General features: G+C 63.2%; 18 protein-coding genes, 1 tRNA gene and 1 riboswitch. Of the genes, 11 read left to right on the top strand and 8 right to left on the bottom strand.

Annotation, left to right across the window (positions count from 1 at the left end):
- Positions 1–30 precede the first annotated feature (30 nt).
- Positions 31–381 (top strand): DUF952 domain-containing protein, encoded by a 351-nt coding sequence (locus NKH43_RS27195; RefSeq protein ID WP_023719480.1) that lies wholly within the window; start codon positions 31–33, stop codon positions 379–381.
- Entirely contained in the window at positions 378–1,454 is a 1,077-nt protein-coding gene (locus NKH43_RS27190; protein WP_352860761.1) for a quinone-dependent dihydroorotate dehydrogenase, read from the top strand. Before NKH43_RS27195 ends, NKH43_RS27190 begins: the two co-directional genes overlap by 4 nt.
- A 3-nt stretch (positions 1,455–1,457) precedes the next feature.
- Here the strand turns inward: NKH43_RS27190 and NKH43_RS27185 are convergent, their stop codons facing one another.
- Positions 1,458–2,882 (bottom strand): MATE family efflux transporter, encoded by a 1,425-nt coding sequence (locus NKH43_RS27185; RefSeq protein ID WP_352860760.1) that lies wholly within the window; start codon positions 2,880–2,882, stop codon positions 1,458–1,460.
- A gap of 50 nt (positions 2,883–2,932) precedes the next feature.
- On the opposite strand from NKH43_RS27185, the gene NKH43_RS27180 reads away from it, so the two are divergent.
- Positions 2,933–3,835, top strand: a complete 903-nt coding sequence (locus NKH43_RS27180) for a histone deacetylase family protein (protein ID WP_352493789.1) — start codon at positions 2,933–2,935, stop codon at positions 3,833–3,835.
- 62 nt (positions 3,836–3,897) lie between these two features.
- Here the strand turns inward: NKH43_RS27180 and NKH43_RS27175 are convergent, their stop codons facing one another.
- Positions 3,898–4,200, bottom strand: a complete 303-nt coding sequence (locus NKH43_RS27175; protein WP_254816341.1) for a DUF6460 domain-containing protein — start codon at positions 4,198–4,200, stop codon at positions 3,898–3,900.
- A gap of 93 nt (positions 4,201–4,293) precedes the next feature.
- On the opposite strand from NKH43_RS27175, the gene NKH43_RS27170 reads away from it, so the two are divergent.
- A tRNA-Gly gene (locus NKH43_RS27170) sits at positions 4,294–4,367 on the top strand.
- A 315-nt stretch (positions 4,368–4,682) separates the two neighbouring features.
- Here NKH43_RS27170 and NKH43_RS27165 read toward each other — a convergent pair.
- On the bottom strand, positions 4,683–5,672 hold the full coding sequence (locus NKH43_RS27165) for a LysR family transcriptional regulator (protein ID WP_352482475.1): 990 nt from the start codon (positions 5,670–5,672) through the stop codon (positions 4,683–4,685).
- A gap of 316 nt (positions 5,673–5,988) precedes the next feature.
- Here NKH43_RS27165 and chvE point away from each other — a divergent pair, with 316 nt between their 5' ends.
- The 4 genes from chvE (at position 5,989) to araD1 (ending at position 11,149) form a co-directional block, all read left to right on the top strand.
- Positions 5,989–7,053, top strand: a complete 1,065-nt coding sequence (gene chvE, locus NKH43_RS27160) for a multiple monosaccharide ABC transporter substrate-binding protein (protein ID WP_023719486.1) — start codon at positions 5,989–5,991, stop codon at positions 7,051–7,053.
- A 99-nt stretch (positions 7,054–7,152) separates the two neighbouring features.
- The gene (mmsA, locus tag NKH43_RS27155; RefSeq protein WP_023719487.1) at positions 7,153–8,685 is read left to right on the top strand and encodes a multiple monosaccharide ABC transporter ATP-binding protein; all 1,533 of its coding nucleotides are present in this window, start codon (positions 7,153–7,155) and stop codon (positions 8,683–8,685) included.
- Positions 8,682–9,974 (top strand): multiple monosaccharide ABC transporter permease, encoded by a 1,293-nt coding sequence (gene mmsB, locus NKH43_RS27150; protein ID WP_023719488.1) that lies wholly within the window; start codon positions 8,682–8,684, stop codon positions 9,972–9,974. The genes mmsA and mmsB overlap by 4 nt, the downstream gene beginning before the upstream one ends.
- A gap of 182 nt (positions 9,975–10,156) precedes the next feature.
- Positions 10,157–11,149, top strand: a complete 993-nt coding sequence (gene araD1 / locus NKH43_RS27145; protein ID WP_023719489.1) for an AraD1 family protein — start codon at positions 10,157–10,159, stop codon at positions 11,147–11,149.
- Positions 11,150–11,177: 28 nt separating this feature from the next.
- On the opposite strand, the gene NKH43_RS27140 is transcribed toward araD1, so the two are convergent.
- The gene (locus NKH43_RS27140) at positions 11,178–12,272 is read right to left on the bottom strand and encodes a 2'-deoxycytidine 5'-triphosphate deaminase (RefSeq protein ID WP_352482477.1); all 1,095 of its coding nucleotides are present in this window, start codon (positions 12,270–12,272) and stop codon (positions 11,178–11,180) included.
- A gap of 143 nt (positions 12,273–12,415) precedes the next feature.
- Positions 12,416–12,493: riboswitch (SAM riboswitch) on the top strand.
- 70 nt (positions 12,494–12,563) lie between these two features.
- Between NKH43_RS27140 and NKH43_RS27135 the strand changes: the two genes are divergently transcribed.
- Entirely contained in the window at positions 12,564–13,754 is a 1,191-nt protein-coding gene (locus NKH43_RS27135; RefSeq protein ID WP_352860757.1) for an O-succinylhomoserine sulfhydrylase, read from the top strand.
- 52 nt (positions 13,755–13,806) lie between these two features.
- Here NKH43_RS27135 and NKH43_RS27130 read toward each other — a convergent pair whose 3' ends face one another.
- Positions 13,807–14,961: a ceramide glucosyltransferase gene (locus tag NKH43_RS27130; RefSeq protein ID WP_352860755.1), complete on the bottom strand. Its 1,155-nt coding sequence runs from the start codon at positions 14,959–14,961 to the stop codon at positions 13,807–13,809.
- 227 nt (positions 14,962–15,188) lie between these two features.
- Here NKH43_RS27130 and apaG point away from each other — a divergent pair, with 227 nt between their 5' ends.
- Complete coding sequence (gene apaG, locus NKH43_RS27125) at positions 15,189–15,581, top strand: Co2+/Mg2+ efflux facilitator ApaG/CorD (protein WP_254816331.1); 393 nt, start codon at positions 15,189–15,191, stop codon at positions 15,579–15,581.
- A 76-nt stretch (positions 15,582–15,657) separates the two neighbouring features.
- Here the strand turns inward: apaG and NKH43_RS27120 are convergent, their stop codons facing one another.
- The 3 genes from NKH43_RS27120 to NKH43_RS27110 all read right to left on the bottom strand — a co-directional run bounded on the left by NKH43_RS27120 (position 15,658) and on the right by NKH43_RS27110 (position 18,911).
- Positions 15,658–16,668, bottom strand: a complete 1,011-nt coding sequence (locus tag NKH43_RS27120) for an Hsp33 family molecular chaperone (protein ID WP_023719494.1) — start codon at positions 16,666–16,668, stop codon at positions 15,658–15,660.
- Positions 16,669–16,785: 117 nt separating this feature from the next.
- Positions 16,786–17,697 (bottom strand): ornithine carbamoyltransferase, encoded by a 912-nt coding sequence (gene argF, locus NKH43_RS27115; protein WP_031194171.1) that lies wholly within the window; start codon positions 17,695–17,697, stop codon positions 16,786–16,788.
- Between the two features lie 14 nt (positions 17,698–17,711).
- On the bottom strand, positions 17,712–18,911 hold the full coding sequence (locus NKH43_RS27110; RefSeq protein ID WP_023719496.1) for an aspartate aminotransferase family protein: 1,200 nt from the start codon (positions 18,909–18,911) through the stop codon (positions 17,712–17,714).
- A gap of 354 nt (positions 18,912–19,265) precedes the next feature.
- Here NKH43_RS27110 and NKH43_RS27105 point away from each other — a divergent pair, with 354 nt between their 5' ends.
- A complete protein-coding gene (locus NKH43_RS27105; protein WP_352526795.1) occupies positions 19,266–19,784 on the top strand; it encodes a GcrA family cell cycle regulator in 519 nt (172 codons plus the stop codon).
- Positions 19,785–19,951: the final 167 nt, after the last annotated feature.

The following is a 19,951-nucleotide window of genomic DNA, read 5'->3' as shown; positions in this document are numbered from 1 at the left end:
CGCATGATCTGTTCGGACTATAGCGCAATGATGTCCGAGATCATCTACAAGATAGTTCCCGAGGCGCTGTGGCGCGAGGCTGAACGAGAAGGCCGCTTCACCGGCGCGCCGATCGACGTCGCCGACGGCTTCATCCATTTTTCCACCGCCGGGCAGGTTCGGGAAACGGCGGCCAGACATTTCACCGGCCAAAGCGGGTTGCTGCTGGTCGCCGTCGACAGCGCGCGCCTCGGCGACGCGCTGAAATATGAGGTCTCGCGCGGCGGCGCCTTGTTCCCTCATCTCTACGGCGGGCTCGGCCTCAATGCGGTCGTTTCTGTGCAGGCATTGCCGCTCGGCGCCCACGGCCGGCATGAATTCCCGGCGCTGGAGGCCGAATGAGCGCGTTCGACCGGATCGGCCAAAAACTGCTGTTCACGCTCGATCCGGAAACCGCGCATGGGCTGTCGATTGCCGCGCTGAGATGCGGCCTGCCGGTCGCCGGGCGCCCTTTGCGAGACGACAGGTTGAAGACACGCATCTGCGGGCTCGATTTTCCGAACCCGCTCGGCATGGCCGCGGGTTACGACAAGAATGCCGAAGTGCCGGACGCGCTGCTCGGCCTCGGCTTCGGCTTCGCCGAGGTCGGCACGATCACGCCGCTGCCCCAGACGGGCAATCCGAAGCCGCGCATCTTCCGGCTGCCTTCGGACGGGGCAGTGATCAACCGGCTGGGCTTCAACAATGAAGGCCACGCCGCCGCGGAAAAGCGTCTTGCTGCCCGCAAGGGCCGCGCCGGCGTCGTCGGCGTCAACATCGGCGCCAACAAGGACAGCGCCGACCGCGTCGGCGACTATGAGCGCGGCGTGATCAGGTTTGCGCGATACGCCGGCTATCTGACGATCAACATCTCCTCGCCAAACACGCCGGGCCTGCGCAACATGCAGGCGCGCGAACAGCTTGGTGAACTCCTGTCGCGGGTCATGGCCGCGCGTGCGGCGGCACCGGCAAAGCCGCCCGTCTTTCTCAAGATCGCGCCGGACCTGGTCGAGGCCGAACTGGAGGACATCGCCGCCGAGATCACCGACAAGCAAATGGACGGCGTCATCGTCTCCAACACCACGATCGCGCGAGCCGGCCTGCGCAGCGCCGGCCTTGCCGGCGAGACCGGCGGGCTTTCGGGAAAACCCTTGTTCGAGCGCTCGACCATCGTGCTGGCAAGGATGCGAAAACTACTTGGCCCGGATCCCGCCATCATCGGCGTCGGCGGCGTCGATTCCGCCGAGACGGCGCTGGAAAAGATCCGTGCCGGCGCCGATCTCGTCCAGCTCTATACCGGCATGATCTATGCCGGGCCTGCGCTGCCGGGGCGTATTCTTTCCGGCATGGTCCGTTTCATGGACAGTCAAGGGCTGAAGTCGCTGCGCGAGCTTCGCGACAGCCGCCTCGATCACTGGGCGACGAAACCGCTTTAGCGATCAGTTAAAGGCCGTGCGCACCCGCAGCCGCAATATAGTGAGCAGGCTGAAGCCGCGTACCAGCAGGAACACGTGCAGCGCCGCCCACAGGCCGTGATTGCCGAACGCCGGCGCCAGGATCAGCAACGCGGCGCTGAACGCCAGGAACGACACCAGCATCATGTTGCGCATGTCGCGCGACCATGTCGCGCCGATGAAAACACCGTCCATCTCGAAAGCCAGCACGCCGCTGAGTGCGGTGAATGCCGCCCATGGCAAGTAGATGTCGGCGACGGCGCGGACGTCTGTCGAGGTCGTGATCAGGGCGACCAGACCGGTGCCTTCCAGCAGGAGCACGAGCGTCGCCACGCCTGCCAGGCCGAGCCCCCAAAGCAGCGTCAGCCGCACCGCCTGGTCAAACGCCGTGGCGGCACGGGCGCCGATGGCGCGCCCGGCCAGCTGTTCGGCGGCGGTGGCGAAACCGTCGAGGAAATAGCCGGCAACCAGGAAGAGGTTCATCAGCACGGCGTTGGCGGCCAGCGTCAGCGTGCCGAATTGCGCGCCTTGGCGCGTGAACAGCGCGAAGGCGGCGAGCAGTGAGAAGGAGCGGATCATGATATCGCGATTGAGCGACATCATGCGCAGGAATGCCGGCAAATCGAGGACGCGATGGCGCGGCAGCCTGGGTGCGGCCCAGAAGCGCCGGCCGACGATGGCGAGACCAAGCAGCATGGCGACGAACTCGCCGGTGAGCGTCGCCCAGGCGACGCCGGCAACGCCCCAGCCAAGCTCCAGGGCGAGCAGGAAGCAGAGCGCGATATTGATGCCGTTCAGCACCAGCTGCAGCATCAGCCCGAGCCCGCCCTCGCCGCGCCCCAGCACATAACCAAGGATGGCGTAATTGATAAGCGAGAACGGTGCTGCGAGCATCCTGATGCGGATATAGACGTCCATCGCCGCGCCGACGCGCGGCTCGGCGCCGATGAACCATTGCCCGGCAGCCGAAACCAGGGGCGCAAGTGCGGCAAACACGATGCCGGCGACGACCGCGATCAGCACGGCGCGCCAGAACACCGCCTGCTCCTCCAGTGCATCGCCGCGCCCGAAGGCCTGGGCGACGAGGCCGGTGGTGCCGGAGCGCAGGAAGTTGAAGGTGGTGAAAACGACGTCGAAGATCAGGGCGCCGGCCGCCAGGCCGCCGAGAAGGGCGGCGTCGCCGAACTGTCCGACCACCGCCGTGTCGACAATTCCGAGCAACGGCGTCGTCAGATAGGCAAGCGTCATCGGCACGGCGATGGCGAGCACCGAACGGTTGGTGACGACGAAAGCCCTGGCTTCGGTGACGTGGGCTTCGGTGGGCAAAGCCTGCTCCAAACGTGTGTTGCTTCCTGTTGCGGCTTGATCGGCTAGCCGATGTGCCCCAGTTTGCGGACCTCGCGCAACCATCCATCCCGGCATGGTCAACCGAAACCGGCCTCTGGCGCACCGGCCGTCCCATGTCCTTGCAGATCGTTCATCATCCCGATTACGACGCCGGTTTCGCCGTCAACCACCGCTTCCCGATGAGCAAATATCCGCTGCTGATGGACGCCTTGCGGGCACGCGGCCTGGCGCGGCCCGAAGCGCTCAACACACCAGCGGTGGCGCGGCCATCATGGCTGAAGCTTGCCCACGCGGCAGACTATGTCGACCAGGTGCTTGCCTGCGACGTGCCGGTGAGGATCGAGCGCGAGATCGGCTTTCCCGTGGGACCGCGGGTTTCGCTGAGGGCGCAGCTCGCAACGGCCGGCACGGTGATGGCGGCGCGGCTGGCTTTGCTGAACGGAATCGCTTGCAACACGGCCGGCGGCAGTCATCACGCGCGGCGCGCGCAAGGCGCCGGCTTCTGCACCTTCAACGACGTGGCCGTTGCCGCGCTGGTGCTGCTCGCCGAAGGTGCCGCCCAAAACATCCTGGTCGTCGACCTCGACGTGCATCAGGGCGACGGCACGGCGGATATCCTGAACGACGAGCCGCGCGTGTTTACCTTCTCCATGCATGGCGACCGCAACTACCCCGCGCGCAAGATCGCCTCCAACCTCGACGTCGCCCTGCCCGACGGCACCGGCGATGCAGCCTATCTGGAGCGGCTGGGCGCCATCCTGCCGGAGCTGTCGGCGCGAAAGCGCTGGGATCTCGTCTTCTACAATGCCGGCGTCGATGTCCATGCCGAGGACCGGCTCGGCAGGCTGGCGCTGTCGAATGACGGGCTGCGCGCCCGCGACGATATGGTGATCCGCCATTTCCGCACGCTAGGCGTCCCGATGTGCGGCGTTATCGGCGGCGGCTATTCGACGGATGTCGCAGCACTTGCCGCACGCCACGCCATCCTGTTCGAGGTGGCTGCGGGCTACGCGTGAAAGGCTGTTTGTTTGAGCATGATCTTTTCCGAAAGCCGGTTCCCACTTTTTGGGATCATGCTCTACTTCCTGAAATTGGCGATCCTGAGCAGGATGAAGGCCGGCACGACGATCGCGGCACCGAGCAGGATGTAGCCGAGGAAGCGGTCGATGGCGTGGAAGCCCAAATTCCACAGGTCGATGAAGAATTTGCGGATGCCGTAGAGCACGTCCATCGGCGACCAGCCGAAGGCGTTCATGACCAGGCCGACGAGGAACGACACCACAAGCAGCTTCAAGATCACCCGGAGCGGCGTATCGCCGAGAAAGCGGTTCAGTGCGGACAAGGCCTGTCTCCACAGTCGGGTGCCGCGATTCGGGCACATGCCCAGAAATACGCAGTTGACCGCCCGGCATCAAGCCGAGCCCTCAAACCGGATTGCGCATCGGCGCCGGGCCATGATATCGGAGGAACCAGCGCGGGTATGATGTAATGGTAGCTTGTCAGCTTCCCAAGCTGAACGCGCGGGTTCGATTCCCGCTACCCGCTCCAGCTTTTGCCACACGGGTTGCGCCTGAGTTGGCGATGTTGAAAACTTGCGGCTTTACAGGCAGTTTTACAGCTCGGCTGGCCGTCCTTCATCTGTTTGGCCGATGTGCCAGTTCGTCGAATATCTCACATTGAGGGTCGGCGGGGCCTCGAATGACCCCAACCGGAATGTCTACCCTTGGCCCGCTCGCTTCTGCTGGCGGGCTTTTTTTGAGCATCACGCAGCAGTTGTGGCCGACGTGCATCGGCGCCGCTGCTGGTGGGCCTGTCTGGTCGTCTGGCCGGCCACGGGATGCGCCCCGCTACCCGCTCCAATCCTCAGCCCACCTCCCGCAAAATAAAATCGTGCAGCATCTTGGCCGCCGGCGACAGCGCGCGGTTCTTTACCGTGATCAGGCTGTAGGGCCTGACCTCGATGTCGAACTCGGTCTGGACGACGTCGATGGCGCCGTCGAGCCCTTCGGGGTTCTGAATGAACTTCGCGACCTGGATCGACACCGGCGCGATCGCGTCGGATTGCGCGACCATGACCAGAGTCAGTAACAGCGAGCTGGTGTTGAGGATGCGATCCGGCAGCGCGATGTTGCGGTTCAAAAAGTTGCTTTCCATGGCTTGGCGCAGCGGCGAGCCGCCCGACTGGAAAACCCAGTCATAGGCGGCGGTGTCTTCCAACCGCACTGCCTTGCCCTTGGTCAGCGGGTGGCCGCGGCGCACGATCAGGCAGGCCTTCTCGACGCCGATGACGCGGGCCTCGAACAGCCGCGGATTGAGGTCGTCGGGGATGCGGGCGATGATGAAATCGTGCCGAGAGGCGATCAGCTCGCGCGCCAGCACGTTCGAGGTCTCGACCTGCATGGTGATCTCGATGCGCGGATAGAGGCGCCGGATCTCGCGGATCGCCGGCACCGCCAGCTCGATCGCCGGTGCCGTGACCGCGCCCAGGAACACCGAGCCGCCCTTGCCCGCCTTGAGCTCGAAGATCTCGCGGTCGACCTCGCGCATCTCGAGCAGGATCGACCGCGCGCGCCGTGCCAACGCCTTGCCATAGGGCGTCAGCGTGATGCCACGCGGCAGCCTTTCGCAGAGCTTGACGTCGAGCACCGCCTCCATCTCGGCGATCATGCGCGAAGCCGCCGGCTGCGAGATGTTCATGACCTGGGCCGCGGCACTCACCCGGCCGTGCTCGTCGAGGGCTGCGATCATACGCATGTGACGCAGGCTCAAGCCGCTGCGCAGCAGGGTTCCGCCATCGCGCGGAATCTCATCGTAACCGGCTGATATTCCACCAGGATTTCGCAGCGCCGCCATGATTTTTCCCTACTCCTACGCCCGGCGCCCCAGCTGGATCCGGCAGCGTCGTCACTAGCCTAAGCCATATCAGTCTCGATATAGCAACCATCAAAGATCGCATTTGACAGTTATGGCAAAGCGACACACCCTTCGCGCGTCCTGAGACTTGACGGTCGGTGACGAGGGAAAACTCGTATCGATTGAACCAGAGTTTCGGGGCCGATTGGGAGGATACCGGAGATCGATTGACGGCAGCGGCGCGTTTGGCGCTCCTGCACGATTGCGCGGCCCACGAAACCCAAGGGTACGCGTCCATCAACCAGGGAGAGTTAATGTGAAGATTATCAAGACACTGGCCGCCGTCGCGGCCCTAGGCATCGCGGCTATGACGCTGCCGGCGCAAGCGGGCGAAGGCCTGGTCGGCGTGCTGATGCCCACCAAGACCTCGCAGCGCTGGATCAACGACGGCGACGCCGTCAAGTCCCAGCTCGAGGCTCTGGGCTACACTGTCGACCTGCAATACGCGCAGGACGACATTCCGAACCAGCTCAGCCAACTGGAAAACGAAATCACCAAAGGCCCGAAGGCGCTGATCATCGCTTCGATCGACGGCACCACGATGGGCGATGCGCTGCAGAAGGCGAATGACGCCGGCGTCGTCGTCGTCGCTTACGACCGCCTGATCAAGAAGACGCCAAATGTCGACTACTACACCACCTTCGACAATTTCGGCGTCGGCGTCATCCAGGCCAAATCGCTGCTCAAGGGCCTCGGCTATCCCGAGAAGAAAGGCCCGTTCAACATCGAGCTGTTCGGCGGTTCGCCGGACGACAACAATGCGTTCTTCTTCTATAACGGCGCCATGTCGGTTCTTCAGCCGCTGATCGACGACAAGACCCTCGTCGTGAAGTCCGGCCAGATGGGCATGGACAAGGTCGGCACGCTGCGCTGGCTGGCGGCAACCGCCCAGGCCCGCATGGACAATCTGCTCTCCGCCAACTACTCGGACGGCAGCCGCGTCGATGGCGTGCTCTCGCCCTATGACGGCCTGTCGCGCGGCATCATCGCTTCGCTGCGCGCCGTAGGCTACGGCACTGCCGATCAGCCATGGCCGATCGTCACCGGACAGGACGCCGAGACCGCTTCGGTCAAGGCGATCATCGCCGGCGAGCAGTATTCGACCGTGTTCAAGGACACCCGCGAACTCGCCAAGGCGACGGTCGAACTCGTCGACAAGGTGCTCTCGGGCGGCAAGCCGGAAGGCCTCGACACCACGACCTACAACAACGACGTCAAGGTCGTTCCCTCGATCCTGTTGACGCCGCATGACGTCGACAAGTCGAACTACCAGGCGCTGGTGGTCGACTCCGGCTACATCAAGGCCGAAGAACTGAAGTAATCGCGGTTACAAAGCCTGGGGTCCTGCGCAGGCAGGGCCCCTTTTCGTTGGCGAGCCAGCCCGGTATTGTTTGCGGACCTCGCAGGAGTGGTATTCTCAATGGCATCGACGATTTTGGAGATGCGCGACATCACCAAGACGTTTCCAGGCGTCAAGGCGCTGTCGAACGTCAAGCTCATGGTCGAGGAAGGCGAGATCCATGCCGTGGTCGGCGAGAACGGCGCCGGCAAGTCGACGCTGATGAAGGTGCTGTCGGGTGTGTATCCGTCCGGCACCTATGACGGCCAGATCATCTATCGCGGCGATGAGTGCCATTTCAAAGGCATCCATGACAGCGAGCGCAAGGGCATCGTCATCATCCACCAGGAGCTTGCGCTGGTGCCGATGCTGTCTATCGCCGAAAACATATTTCTCGGCAACGAGCAGGCCAAATACGGCGTCATCGACTGGAATGCCAACGAGACGCGCACCAGCGCCCTGCTCAAGAAGGTCGGCCTCAAGGAAGACCCCAACACGCTGATCACCAATATCGGCGTCGGCAAGCAGCAGCTGGTCGAGATCGCCAAGGCGCTCAGCAAAGAAGTGAAGCTGCTCATTCTGGACGAGCCGACGGCGAGCCTGTCCGAAAAGGACAGCCAGGCGCTGCTCGATCTGCTGCTCGAATTCAAGCGGCAGGGCATCACTTCGATCCTGATCTCCCACAAGCTCAACGAGGTGAACCGGGTCGCCGACAAGGTCACGATCATCCGTGACGGCCGGACCATCGAGACGTTGGCCAAGAAGGACATCTCGGAGGACCGCATCATCACCTCGATGGTCGGCCGTTCGCTCGACGACCGCTACCCGCCGCGAGAGCCGAAGATCGGTGAGACCGTTCTCGAAGTGAAAAACTGGTCGGTCTACCATCCCATCCATGCCGAGCGGCAGGTCATCAAGGGCATCAACCTCAACGCCCGCAAGGGCGAGGTGGTCGGCATTGCCGGGCTGATGGGCGCCGGCCGGACCGAGTTTGCCATGAGCCTGTTCGGCCGGTCCTATGGCCGTCGCATCACGGGCGAGGTGTTCCTTAACGGCAAGCCGATCGATGTCTCTTCGGTGAGCAAGGCGGTGGAACACGGCATCGCCTATGTTACGGAGGACCGCAAGACCTACGGTCTCAACTTGATCGACCATATCAAGCATAACATCACGCTGGCCAACCTGCCCGGCGTCTCGCGCCATGGCGTTATCGACGATTTGCGCGAGCTTTCCGTCGCCAACGATTATCGCGGCAGGACCAATATCCGCGCCTCAAGCGTCTACCAGATGACCGGCAACCTTTCTGGCGGCAATCAGCAGAAGGTGGTGCTGTCGAAATGGCTGTTCGCCAATCCGGAAGTGCTGATCCTCGACGAGCCGACACGCGGTATCGATGTCGGCGCCAAATATGAAATCTATACGATCATCGCGCGTCTCGCCTCCGAGGGTAAGGCAATCATCGTCATCTCGTCGGAAATGCCCGAACTGCTCGGTATCACCGACCGCATCTACGTCATGAACGAAGGACGCATCGTCGGCGAAATGGCGGCGAGCGACGCCAGCCAGGAAAAGATCATGCGCGCCATCGTCCGTGGAGAAGGGAAAGCATCATGAGCACCGAAAGCGCTCCCGGGCCGCAAACCGGCGTCGCCCAGGATATACAACAGGCACCTCGCATTGCCGTCTCGGCGCTGGTCACCAATCTGCGCGAATACGGGTTGGTGCTGGCGTTGATCGCAATCATGGTGTTCTTCCAGTTCACCACGTCCGGAACGCTGTTCAAGCCGGTGAACCTCAGCAATCTCGTGCAGCAGAACAGCTTCATCATCGTGATGGCGCTGGGCATGCTTCTGGTGATCGTTTCGGGCCATATCGATCTCAGCGTCGGCTCAGTCGCCGGCTTCATCGGCGCACTGGCGGCGATGATGATGGTTATCTGGCCGCTTGGCCCATTGAGCAATCCGCTGGTGGTGTCGATCATCTGCCTGATCGTGGGTGGCGCGATCGGCGCGGCACAAGGCTACTGGATTGCCTATCACCGAATACCGAGCTTTATCGTCACGTTGGCGGGCATGCTGATCTTCCGCGGCATCTGTCAGGCGCTGCTGGGTGGCGGGTCTTCCGTGGGGCCGCTTCCAGTCGGCTTCAAGGCGCTGAGTTCCGGCTTCATTCCGGACCTGATCGGCCCATTGACGCTGATACCACCGACCGTGAACGCCGCCGGCAAAACCATTGTCGGCAGCGGCCTGACGCTGCACCTGACGACTATCGTGATCGGCCTCGCCGCCGTGCTCGCCTATGCCTATTTCGGGCTCAGGGCGCGGCGCACCCGCGAGCGGCATGGCTACGAAGCCGAGCCTTTCTCGCTGTTCGTCGTCAAGACCCTGGTGATCAGCGGGCTGGCACTGTTTCTGGTCTACCAATTCGCCACCTATAGGGGCCTGCCCATCGTTCTCATGGTGATGGGCGTGCTGATAGCGTTGTTCGTCTTCGTTACCAAACGCATGACGATCGGACGCCGCATCTATGCGATGGGCGGCAATGCCAAGGCAGCCCAGCTATCGGGCATCAAGACCGAACGGCTGACGTTGATGGTGTTCATCAACATGGGCGTGCTGTCGGCACTCGGCGGCCTGATTATCGCGGCGCGCCTGGGGCAGGCGGTGCCTGCGGCGGGCCTCGGCAGCGAACTCGACGTCATCGCCGCGGTGTTCATTGGTGGCGCTTCGGCGATGGGCGGCGTCGGCCAGGTCATCGGCGCGGTGGTCGGCGGTTTCATCATGGGCGTCATGAACAACGGCATGTCGATCATGGGCGTCAATGTCGATTGGCAGCAGGTGGTCAAAGGCCTGGTGCTGCTCGGCGCCGTCGTCTTCGACGTCTACAACAAGAACAAGGCTTGAGAGGCAACCAGGAGGCATACAGGTCACATCGCGGCGCTGCCGGGCGGCGCGAAGAAGTCCCCGAGGGACCTGACCCGCGAGCGCAATCCGGACGAAGAATTTCAACCGCGGCGTGGACAGGGTCCGAGCCGCGCCGGGCAGGGTTTGCCAAGAAGGCAGGCCGCAATTCAGAGAGGGTTACCATGCTGATCTCACAGATCCTCGACGACGCCGAGACGATCCGCGTCGTTGCCCGCAACGGCGGCAAGACCCGCGTCATCAACGGCGCTCGCAGCGTCTATTCGCTGGCGATGGAAGCCGCGCGCACCGGCACCGGGCTTGTCGCCCTGATCGAGCGCAAGGGCTTCGGCGAAACCGTCGATCTCGACGCAGCCTACAAGAAGGGACGGCTGCTGTCGCCGATCAACCATCCCGATCCGGCGCATCTCCATCTCACCGGCACCGGGCTGACGCATCTCGGCTCCGCCGCGACCCGCGATTCCATGCACAAGAAGCTCAGCGATGGCGGCGAGGAACAGCTGACCGATTCCATGAAGATGTTCCGCATGGGGCTGGAGGGCGGCAAGCCGGCGAAGGGCCAGATCGGCGTGCAGCCCGAATGGTTCTACAAGGGCAACGGTACCATGGCAGTGGCGCCCGGCGCGGCGCTCATGTCGCCCGCCTTCGCCCAGGATGCCGGCGAGGAGCCGGAAATCGCCGGAATCTATGTGATCGGCGACGACGGCGCCCCGTTCCGCGTCGGCTTCACGCTGTCGAACGAGTTTTCCGACCACGTCACCGAGCGCGTGAATTATCTCTTCCTCGCCCATTCGAAACTGCGCAACGCCTCGTTCGGGCCGGAGATCCTGATCGGCGACCTGCCGTCCGACATTCGCGGCGCTTCACGCATCCTGCGCCACGGCAAGCTGCTTTGGGAAAAGCCGTTCCTGTCGGGCGAGGCGAACATGTCGCACACCATTGGCAATCTCGAGCATCACCACTTCAAATACTCGGCCTTCCGCCAGCCGGGCGACGTGCATGTGCACATGTTCGGCACGGCGACGCTGTCCTTCGCCGACGGCATCAGGACGGAGGCCGGCGACGTGTTCGAAATCGAGGCGCAGGATTTCGGCCTGCCGCTGCGCAACCCGCTCGAAATCGAGCAGCCGGTGAAGGTGGCGGTGAAGGCGCTTTGAGCCGGCATAGCCGCAAGTAAGGGGAAGCTCAGCGCGCCGCGCGGAAATGCTTGGACAGTTTTAGGCCCTGCGCCTGATAGTTGGAGCCGAGATCGGTGCCGTAGAGTGCCTGCGGCCGTTTCAGCATGTGCTCGTAGACCAGCCGCCCGACGATCTGGCCATGGTCGAGAATGAACGGCACTTCGTGGCTACGCACCTCGAGCACCGCCCGGCTGCCGGTGCCGCCCGACGCCGAATGGCCGAAACCGGGGTCGAAGAAACCGGCATAATGGACGCGAAACTCGCCGACCAACGGATCGAAGGGCGTCATTTCGGCGGCGTAGAGCGGCGGCACATGCACCGCCTCGCGTGACACCAGGATATAGAATTCGTCCGGATCGAGCACCAGCTCGCCGGCACCGCTCTTGTAGAGCGGCTCCCAGAAATCGACGACATCCTGCGCGGCGCGCTTGTCGACGTCGACCAGGCCGGTGTGGTGCTTGCCGCGATAGCCGACCAGCCCGTCCTTGTCACCGTCGAGGTCGATCGACAACGCGATGCCGCCGCCTGAGATGTTGGGCGGCTCGGTGGCGACCAGCATCTCGGCGCGATGCAGGTCGTGCAGTTCGCTTTCCGACAAAAGCGCATTGCCGGTGCGGAACCTGATCTGCGACAGGCGCGAGCCGGTGCGCACGACGATCGGGAAGGTGCGCGGGCTGACCTCCAGATAGAGCGGGCCTTCATAGCCGGCGGCGATCTTGTCGAACTCGTGGCCGCGGTCGGTCATTACCCGAGTGAAGATGTCGAGCCGCCCGGTCGAGCTCTTCGGGTTGGCCGAAGCCGAAATATGCGCGGGCAGCGCCAGGCTTTCGAGCAGTGGCACGATGTAGACGCAGCCGGTTTCGAGCACGGCACCTTCGGCGAGGTTGATCTCGTGCAACTTCAGCCGGTCGAGCTTGTCGACAACTCTGTGGTCGGGGCCGGGCAAGAAGGAAGCACGCACGCGCCAGGCCTTGTCGCCGAGCCTGAGGTCAAGGCTGGCCGGCTGGATCTGGTCGGCATCGAGCGCGCGCGGCGATTTCAGCGCGCCCGTCTGGAACAGCGCGGAAATATCCCGATCGGGAAGAATGCCTGTCTGCCGCAAGGGTCTGGCTCCGTTCGAACACCGGGCGAGGTCTTGTTTCGTCACAGGTCCTTGCCACAAACCGTGGACGCCTTTGGCACCTGCTTGGTACAACCGTCTTAATCATGCCGGCAATTGACGCAAGCGTGGTGCGGGTCTAAAGCTCGTTATCCCGTGGTGATTTGGCCGGTCGGCTTGCAGCCACGTTAAACAAGTCGCTAAAGGACCGTCGGGCCGCAAGGCCATATGGACCGGTTGCGACTTTCGCGACCGGTTTTTTGTTGTTTGGACCATTTTTGGTGTTTGGATAGAATGATGACCAAGAAGCGCGACTGGAAGCCTCAGACCGCACTCGTGCATGCCGGGACGCTGCGTTCCGGCTTCGGCGAGACCTCTGAGGCGATGTATCTCACCCAAGGCTATGTCTACGAGACGGCGCAAGCAGCGGAAGCGCGCTTCAAGGGTGAGGAGCCGGGCTTCATCTATTCGCGCTATGCCAATCCGACGGTCGACATGTTCGAAAAGCGTATGTGCGCGCTGGAAGGCGCCGAGGACGCGCGCGCCACGGCGTCCGGCATGGCGGCGGTGACGGCAGCATTGCTGTGCAGCGCCAAGGCGGGCGACCATATCGTGGCGGCGCGCGCATTGTTCGGCTCCTGCCGCTGGGTGGTCGAGACGCTGGCGCCGAAATACGGCATCGAGGCAACGCTGGTCGATGGCACTGACATCGCCAATTGGGAACAGGCGGTCAAGCCGAACACCAAACTGTTCTTCCTGGAAAGCCCGACCAACCCAACGCTGGAGGTGGTCGACATCGCCGCCGTCGTGGCACTTGCCAACTCGATCGGCGCCAGGCTGATCGTCGACAATGTCTTCGCCACGCCCTTGCAGCAGAAACCCTTGCAGCTCGGCGCCCATATCGTCGTCTATTCGGCCACCAAGCATATTGACGGCCAAGGGCGCTGCCTTGGAGGCGTTATCTTGTCGGACAAAAAATGGATCGACGAGAACCTGCATGACTATTTCCGCCACACCGGCCCCAGCCTCTCGCCCTTCAATGCCTGGACCCTGCTGAAAGGCCTGGAGACGCTGCCGCTGCGCGTACGCCAGCAGACGGAAAGTGCCGGCCGCATCGCGGATTTCCTCGCCGAGCGCCCGCAAATCGCCCGCGTCATCTATCCCGGCCGTGCCGACCACCCGCAAGCGGCCGTGGTCAAGAAGCAGATGTCGGGTGGTTCGACGCTGATCTGCCTGGATGTGAAGGGCGGCAAGCAGGCGGCCTTTGCTTTCCAGAACGCGCTCGACATCGTGCTGATTTCCAACAATCTCGGCGACGCCAAGAGCTTGATCACCCATCCGGCGACGACCACGCACAAGAATTTGACCGATGAGGCCCGCGCCGAGCTCGGCATCGGACCGGGAACGCTCAGGCTTTCCGTGGGCCTGGAAGATACCGACGATCTGCTCGAAGATATCGAGCAAGCGCTGAGAGCTGCCGGATAAGGCTGGCCGAACAGGGCGAGCGGGTTCGTACAGCCCGCGCCGGACGTGCCGGTCAGGCGCCGGACGGGGTCTCTTCCAGCTCCGCGACGGCCTTGGTCTGGATGGTCATAACGTTGCCGCGCCAGTCGACGGCGCCGCTCAGCCAGCCGCGCGCCCATATCGCCGGCAGCATGCAGTCGCGAACCATCATTGCCAAGATGGTGCGCAGCGACAGGTGCCATCCTTTGACCCAGGCCAGGGCACATTCCGGCAGGTAGGCCGCGACCAGCACGGCGATGGCGGTTGCCGGCAGGCTGACGCCGGCGTCAGCCGCCGCGATCAGCGCAAGCACCAGCGGCGGCGCCGCGCCGATCAGGATCTCGGGGGCGAAGAACAGCGCGAAGGTGACGCGGCGCAGCCGCGCCCAACGCGCCTGCCGAGACCAGATCTCGCCAAGCGTGCGCCGGCCGAGCGGCTGTTCGAACGGCGAAGCGACAAGATTGACCCGCAGTCCGAGCCGGTTGACCAGCTTGGTCGCGGCGGCGTCCTCGGCAATCTCGGCGGCCAGTGCGCGGATGCCGCCATTGGCGTCAAGCATCGGCTTGTTCCACAACATGCTCTTGCCCTGGGCGAAGCCAAGGCCGAGCGCCTCTCCAGCGTACTGCCAGCGTGCCTGCAGCGTGTTGAGAAAGGCGCATTCGACCTCCCCCCAAAACCCTTCAGGCCGCGAGCCGATCGGCGTCGAGCAGACGAGGCCGGTGTCGGGCCGCCATGCCGCCATCAGCTGCTGGACATAATCGCTCGGCATAAGCACGTTGGAATCGGCAAGGATGACCCAGCGATAAAGCGCCGCTTCCCAACCCTTCACGCAATTGTTGAGTTTCGGATTGCCGCTGATGCGGTCGTCGCCGACGAGCAGCCGGGCGCGTATAGCCGGAAAACGCGCCATTGCAGCGGTGATCGACTTGACCACGGGGTCGTCGGCATGGGCGACGCAGAAGATGAGTTCGTAGCGCGGCCAGTCGAGTGAGAAGGCGCGCTCCAGCGTCTCCTCGGTAAACGGCTCGACGCCGCGCGCCGGGACGACGATCGATACCGGTAGCACGGTGGCGGCGGGCGATGCGATCCTGGCTGCTCGCTTCAGCTTCAGCGAAGCTAACAGGACGCTGGCGAGATTTGAAAGAAGGAGAGCTATGGAAAAGAGGGCGGCTGCGAATGTCGGTTCCATCGAAATCTGGTCACTCCAGAAATGCCGGCCGCCTGACGGCCGTTTTCAACAATTCGACAGAACACCGAGTCGCCCGGCACAAGCCTGCACACCATCATTGTCATGTGTCACTTAAATGACATTGTTTTTCGGCACCTGCGCTTGAGTCGGGCAAGGAGATGACGCGCATCGTTGATCAAACTGCGCTGAGCGTCGAAAGTTCCATCTACATTGCTTTGGAGCAGTTTATGTACAGCGCCGTCACCCGCAACATCGAAGTGCAGGTCAGGCCGTTCTATCTGGAGGATCACTCCGACCCGCCGCAAAACCGCTATGTCTGGGGCTACCAGGTGACCATCGACAATCAGTCGGACGAGTTCGTGCAGCTTCTGTCGCGCTACTGGCACATTACCGACGGCACCGGCAAGGTCGAGGAAGTGCGCGGCCCCGGGGTTGTCGGCGAGCAACCGGGACTCAACCCCGGCGACAGCTATCAGTATACGTCTGGATGCCCGCTCTCGACCCCGTCCGGCATCATGGTCGGGCACTACACAATGCGCAACAAGCGGGGCGAGACCTTCGACGTCGCCATCCCCGCCTTCTCACTCGATTTGCCAGGCACCCGGCGCACCGTCAATTGACGTTCACTTTGATTCCTCTTCCCGCCTTGCGGGGCGAGGAACCCAAGTTCTGCGAAGGCAGCCGCACTGACGCTCGTTATTGAGCCGCTGCAAATTCCGCCGGGTCGAAGTCATATTGCTTCGAGCAGAATTCGCAGGCGACGTGAATGCTACCATCCTCGGTGCTGTCTCTGATCTCCTCGGCGGAAAAACCCTCGAGGATGCCGCGGATCTTCTCCCTCGAGCATGAGCACTGGTCGGCGACCGGCACGCCGCCGAAGACGCGGACACCATGCTCGTGGAACAGCCGGTAAAGCAGCCGCTCGGCGCCGATAGTCGGATCGATCAGCTCGGTCGGTTCAATGGTACCAAGCAGCGCCAGCAGTTCCTGCCAGGAATTGTCGGTCGGGTCGTGGATTTCCTCACGCGGATCGCCGTCGCCCCCGGGAAGGTCGGGTACGCGCATGCGTTCCGGCGACTGCGGCAGGAATTGTGCCAGCAGGCCACCGGCGCGCCATTGCTCGCGGGCACCGCCGACGCCGGGCGTCAGAAGCTTGGCCACCGAAAGCCGTAGGTCGGTCGGAATCTGCTCCGATTGGCGGAAATAGGTGCGTGCGGCTTCTTCCAGCGTGACGCCGTCGAGCTGGACGATGCCCTGGTAGCGTTGCGTGTGGGCGCCCTGGTCGATTGTCAGCGCCAGGACGCCGCTGCCGAGCAGCGTCTGCGGCGACGTCTCGCCGGCAGCCGTCAAAGCCTCCAGCCGGTCGGCATCGAAGCGGGCATAGGCGCGCAGCGCGTGCGGCGTGGAGAAATCCGCGACCAGCATATCGACCGGCCCGTCGGTGCGGGTCTGCAGAATGAACTTGCCCTCGAACTTCAACGAAGTTCCGAGCAGGACGGTCAGCACACAGGCTTCGGCCAGTAGTCGTGCCACCGGCTCGGGATACTCGTGGCGGCTGAGAATAGCGTCGAGCATCGGCCCGAGCTGGACGGTACGGCCGCGCACGTCGAGCGGGCCGACCTCAAACGGCACGACATGGTCGTCGCCGGCGTAGCCGAACTCGCCGAGCTTGGGTTGATGTTCAGCCAATTGACGAGTTTCCAACATGACAAAGCTCCGGGGCGCGGCGATGCCGCCCTCCGGGGCGCATGCGACGAGACGCGCTCGATTTGCGTGATGCGCCTGAGATAGGCACCACGAACTCCCGGATCAAGGCGGCCCGGATCAAGCGCCCAGGCACCAGGCCAAAACCGCCTTCTGGGCGTGGAGCCGGTTCTCGGCCTCGTCGAACACCACCGAATGCGGCCCATCGATGACCTCGTCGGTAACCTCCTCACCGCGATGCGCCGGCAGACAGTGCATGAACAGCGCGTCCGGCTTGGCTTTCGCCATCAGGGCCGCGTTGACCTGATAGGGCAAGAAGACATTGTGGCCGCGCGCACGGTGCTCCTGACCCATCGAGACCCAGCAGTCGGTGACGATGCAGTCGGCCTCGTGAACGGCCTCCTCGGGCGAACGAGTGAATTTCAGCTTGCCGCCATTGGCCTTCGACCAGTCGACATGCCTCTGAGCCGGTTCGCTGCCTTCGGGCACCGCGACGTTCAGCTTGAAGCGGAACCGCGCAGAGGCCTCCAGTAAAGAATGCAGGACATTATTGCCGTCGCCGGTCCAGGCGATCGTCTTGCCGGCCACCGGACCGCGGTGCTCTTCGAAGGTCATGATGTCGGCCATCAACTGGCAGGGATGGGTTTCGTCGGTCAGCCCGTTGATGACGGGCACCGTAGCGTTTTCCGTCAGTTCCAGCAGCCGGTCATGCGAGGTGGTGCGGATCATGATGGCATCGACATAGCGCGACAGCACCTTGGCCGTGTCTGCAATAGTCTCGGAACGGCCAAGTTGCATCTCGGTACCAGTCAGCATGATCGTCTCGCCACCCAACTGCCGCATGCCGACGTCGAACGACACGCGCGTGCGCGTCGAGGGCTTGTCGAAGATCATCGCCAGCACCTTGCCTTCGAGCGGCTTGGTGCGTTCGCCGGCCTTGAGCCTCGCCTTTCGCACAGCTGCGTCGTCGAGCATGAAGCGCAGATCGCCTTCGGAAACGGCGGAAAGATCGGTGAAGTGGCGAAGGGACATCAGGAATTCCAGGATTACTTCGCGGCGGCAGCGACGATGGCATCCGCCAGGCTCTTGGCGCCGGCACGAATGCGCTCGAGCCCCTCGTGGATCTCGGCATCGGTGACGGTGAGAGGCGGCAGCAGACGGATAACGTTGTCGCCGGCCGGAACCGTCAAGAGATGCTGGTCGCGCAGTGCCACCGTAACCTTGGTGTTGGGCATCGCGCATTTAAGGCCGAGCATCAGGCCGGTGCCCCTGATGCTTTCGATAACGTCCGGAAATTCGTCGGCGACACCGGCCAGCCCCTGTTTCAAGAGCAGCGCCTTGCGCCGGACGTCATCGAGAAAGCCGTCTTCCAGCACTACGTCGAGCACGGCATTGCCGACCGCCATGGCCAGCGGATTGCCGCCGAAGGTGGTGCCGTGCACGCCGGCGGTCATGCCGGCCGCTGCCTCGTCGGTGGCGAGGCAGGCGCCCATCGGGAAGCCGCCGCCGATGCCCTTGGCCACCGCCATGAGGTCGGGTGTGACACCCGCCCACTCATGCGCGAACAGCTTTCCGGTGCGGCCGACGCCGCATTGGACCTCGTCGAAAATCAAGAGCAGTCCGTGCTGATCGCAGAGCTGCCTGAGCCGCTTCAGCGATTGCGACGGCACTTGCCTGATGCCGCCCTCACCCTGCACCGGCTCGATCAGGATCGCCGCGGTTTCAGGCGTGATCGCCTTTTCGGCGGCGTCGATGTCGTCGAAGCCGACTTGGTCGAAGCCGTCGACCTTGGGGCCGAAACCTTCCAGATATTTGTACTGGCCGCCGGCGGCGATGGTCGCCAGGGTGCGGCCATGGAAGGCGCCTTCGAAGCTGATGGTGCGGAAGCGCTCGGGGTGGCCCTTGACGAAGTGATAGCGCCGCGCCGTCTTGATGGCGCATTCAAGCGCCTCTGCGCCGGAATTGGTGAAGAACACCTTGTCCGCGAAGCTGGCATCGGCCAGCCGCTCGCCGAGCCGGCTCTGTCCCGGAATCTCGTACAGATTGGAGACGTGCCAGAGCTTGGCGGCCTGTTCAGTGAGGGCCGCGACCAGATGCGGATGGCTGTAGCCCAATGAATTCACGGCGATGCCGCCTGCGAAATCGAGATATCGCTCGCCCTTGTCGGTGACCAGCCAGGTGCCTTCACCGTGGTCGAATGCCAGGGGTGCGCGAACAAAGGTCTCGAAAAGCGCCGAACCGCTCATTATATGCGTCTCCGGAACCGGAAAATCAAAAAGCCGCCAAAGCGGCGGCCCTTGTGGCTTATCGTGTTTTTCGGCCGTGAAGTCAACGAAAAGGTCGCGCAAGGACGTGCGGCAAGCCCCCCAGCACAATGCCGGCTCATAAGCGACCGGGCAAGTTGGGGAAAACCGAAAAAACCGATTCGTGTTGGCCTTGGGACTATTGTCACCGAGTCAGCGCATAAGGTAATTGTAGTAGAGAAATAACTAGATTTCGTGCGGCGGACCTAATCACCCGATATATGTGGTGTCTGCCCGGCAGAAGCCGGGTCGGGAATGGATTCCGATTGCCGCACATTTCAGCAGGAGCGCGGTCTCATGAACTGGACTGACGAGCGAGTCGAACTTCTCAGAAAATTGTGGTCGGAGGGCCTCAGCGCCAGCCAGATCGCTGCACAGCTTGGCGGGGTCAGCCGCAATGCGGTGATCGGTAAAGTGCACCGGCTGAAACTGTCCGGCCGCGGACGCACGACCGCCTCACCGGCACGCCAGAAGAAGACGGTCCAGGGATCGACGATCCAGAAATCGGTGTCGCGGGCGGCAAGCGCTACGCGCCATGTCACCACGTCGATCGGTGCGACCGCGCTCAAGGCGCAATTTGACGCCGAACCGGTGTCGCGCCACTATATCCGCCCGGTCGAAAACGTCGTCGTGCCGATCTCGCGGCATCTGCAACTCGTCGAGCTGAACGAGCGCACCTGCAAATGGCCGAATGGCGATCCGCTTTCCGAAGACTTCCATTTCTGCGGCAACGACGCCGCCGAAACCGGGCCCTACTGCAAGTACCACGCCCGCGTGGCGTTCCAGCCGGCGTCGGAGCGGCGGCGGAGCAGATAGTTTGGCGGAGTAAGGGAGTAGGGCAGTACGGCAGTATGTGGTGAATTGCAGAGAAGCGTGCTCAGGAGCGATATCCTACTGCCCTACTGCCCTACTGCCCTACTGCCCTACTGCCCTACTGCCCTACTGCCCTACTGCCCTACTGCCCTACTGCCCTACTGCCCTAC

The sequence above is a fragment of the Mesorhizobium sp. M1163 genome (genome assembly GCF_040318415.1).
In the GTDB taxonomy this organism is placed as follows: Bacteria; Pseudomonadota; Alphaproteobacteria; order Rhizobiales; family Rhizobiaceae; genus Mesorhizobium.
The sequence above is the reverse complement of the archived record's forward strand: the minus strand, read 5'-3'. Positions and strand labels throughout refer to the sequence as shown.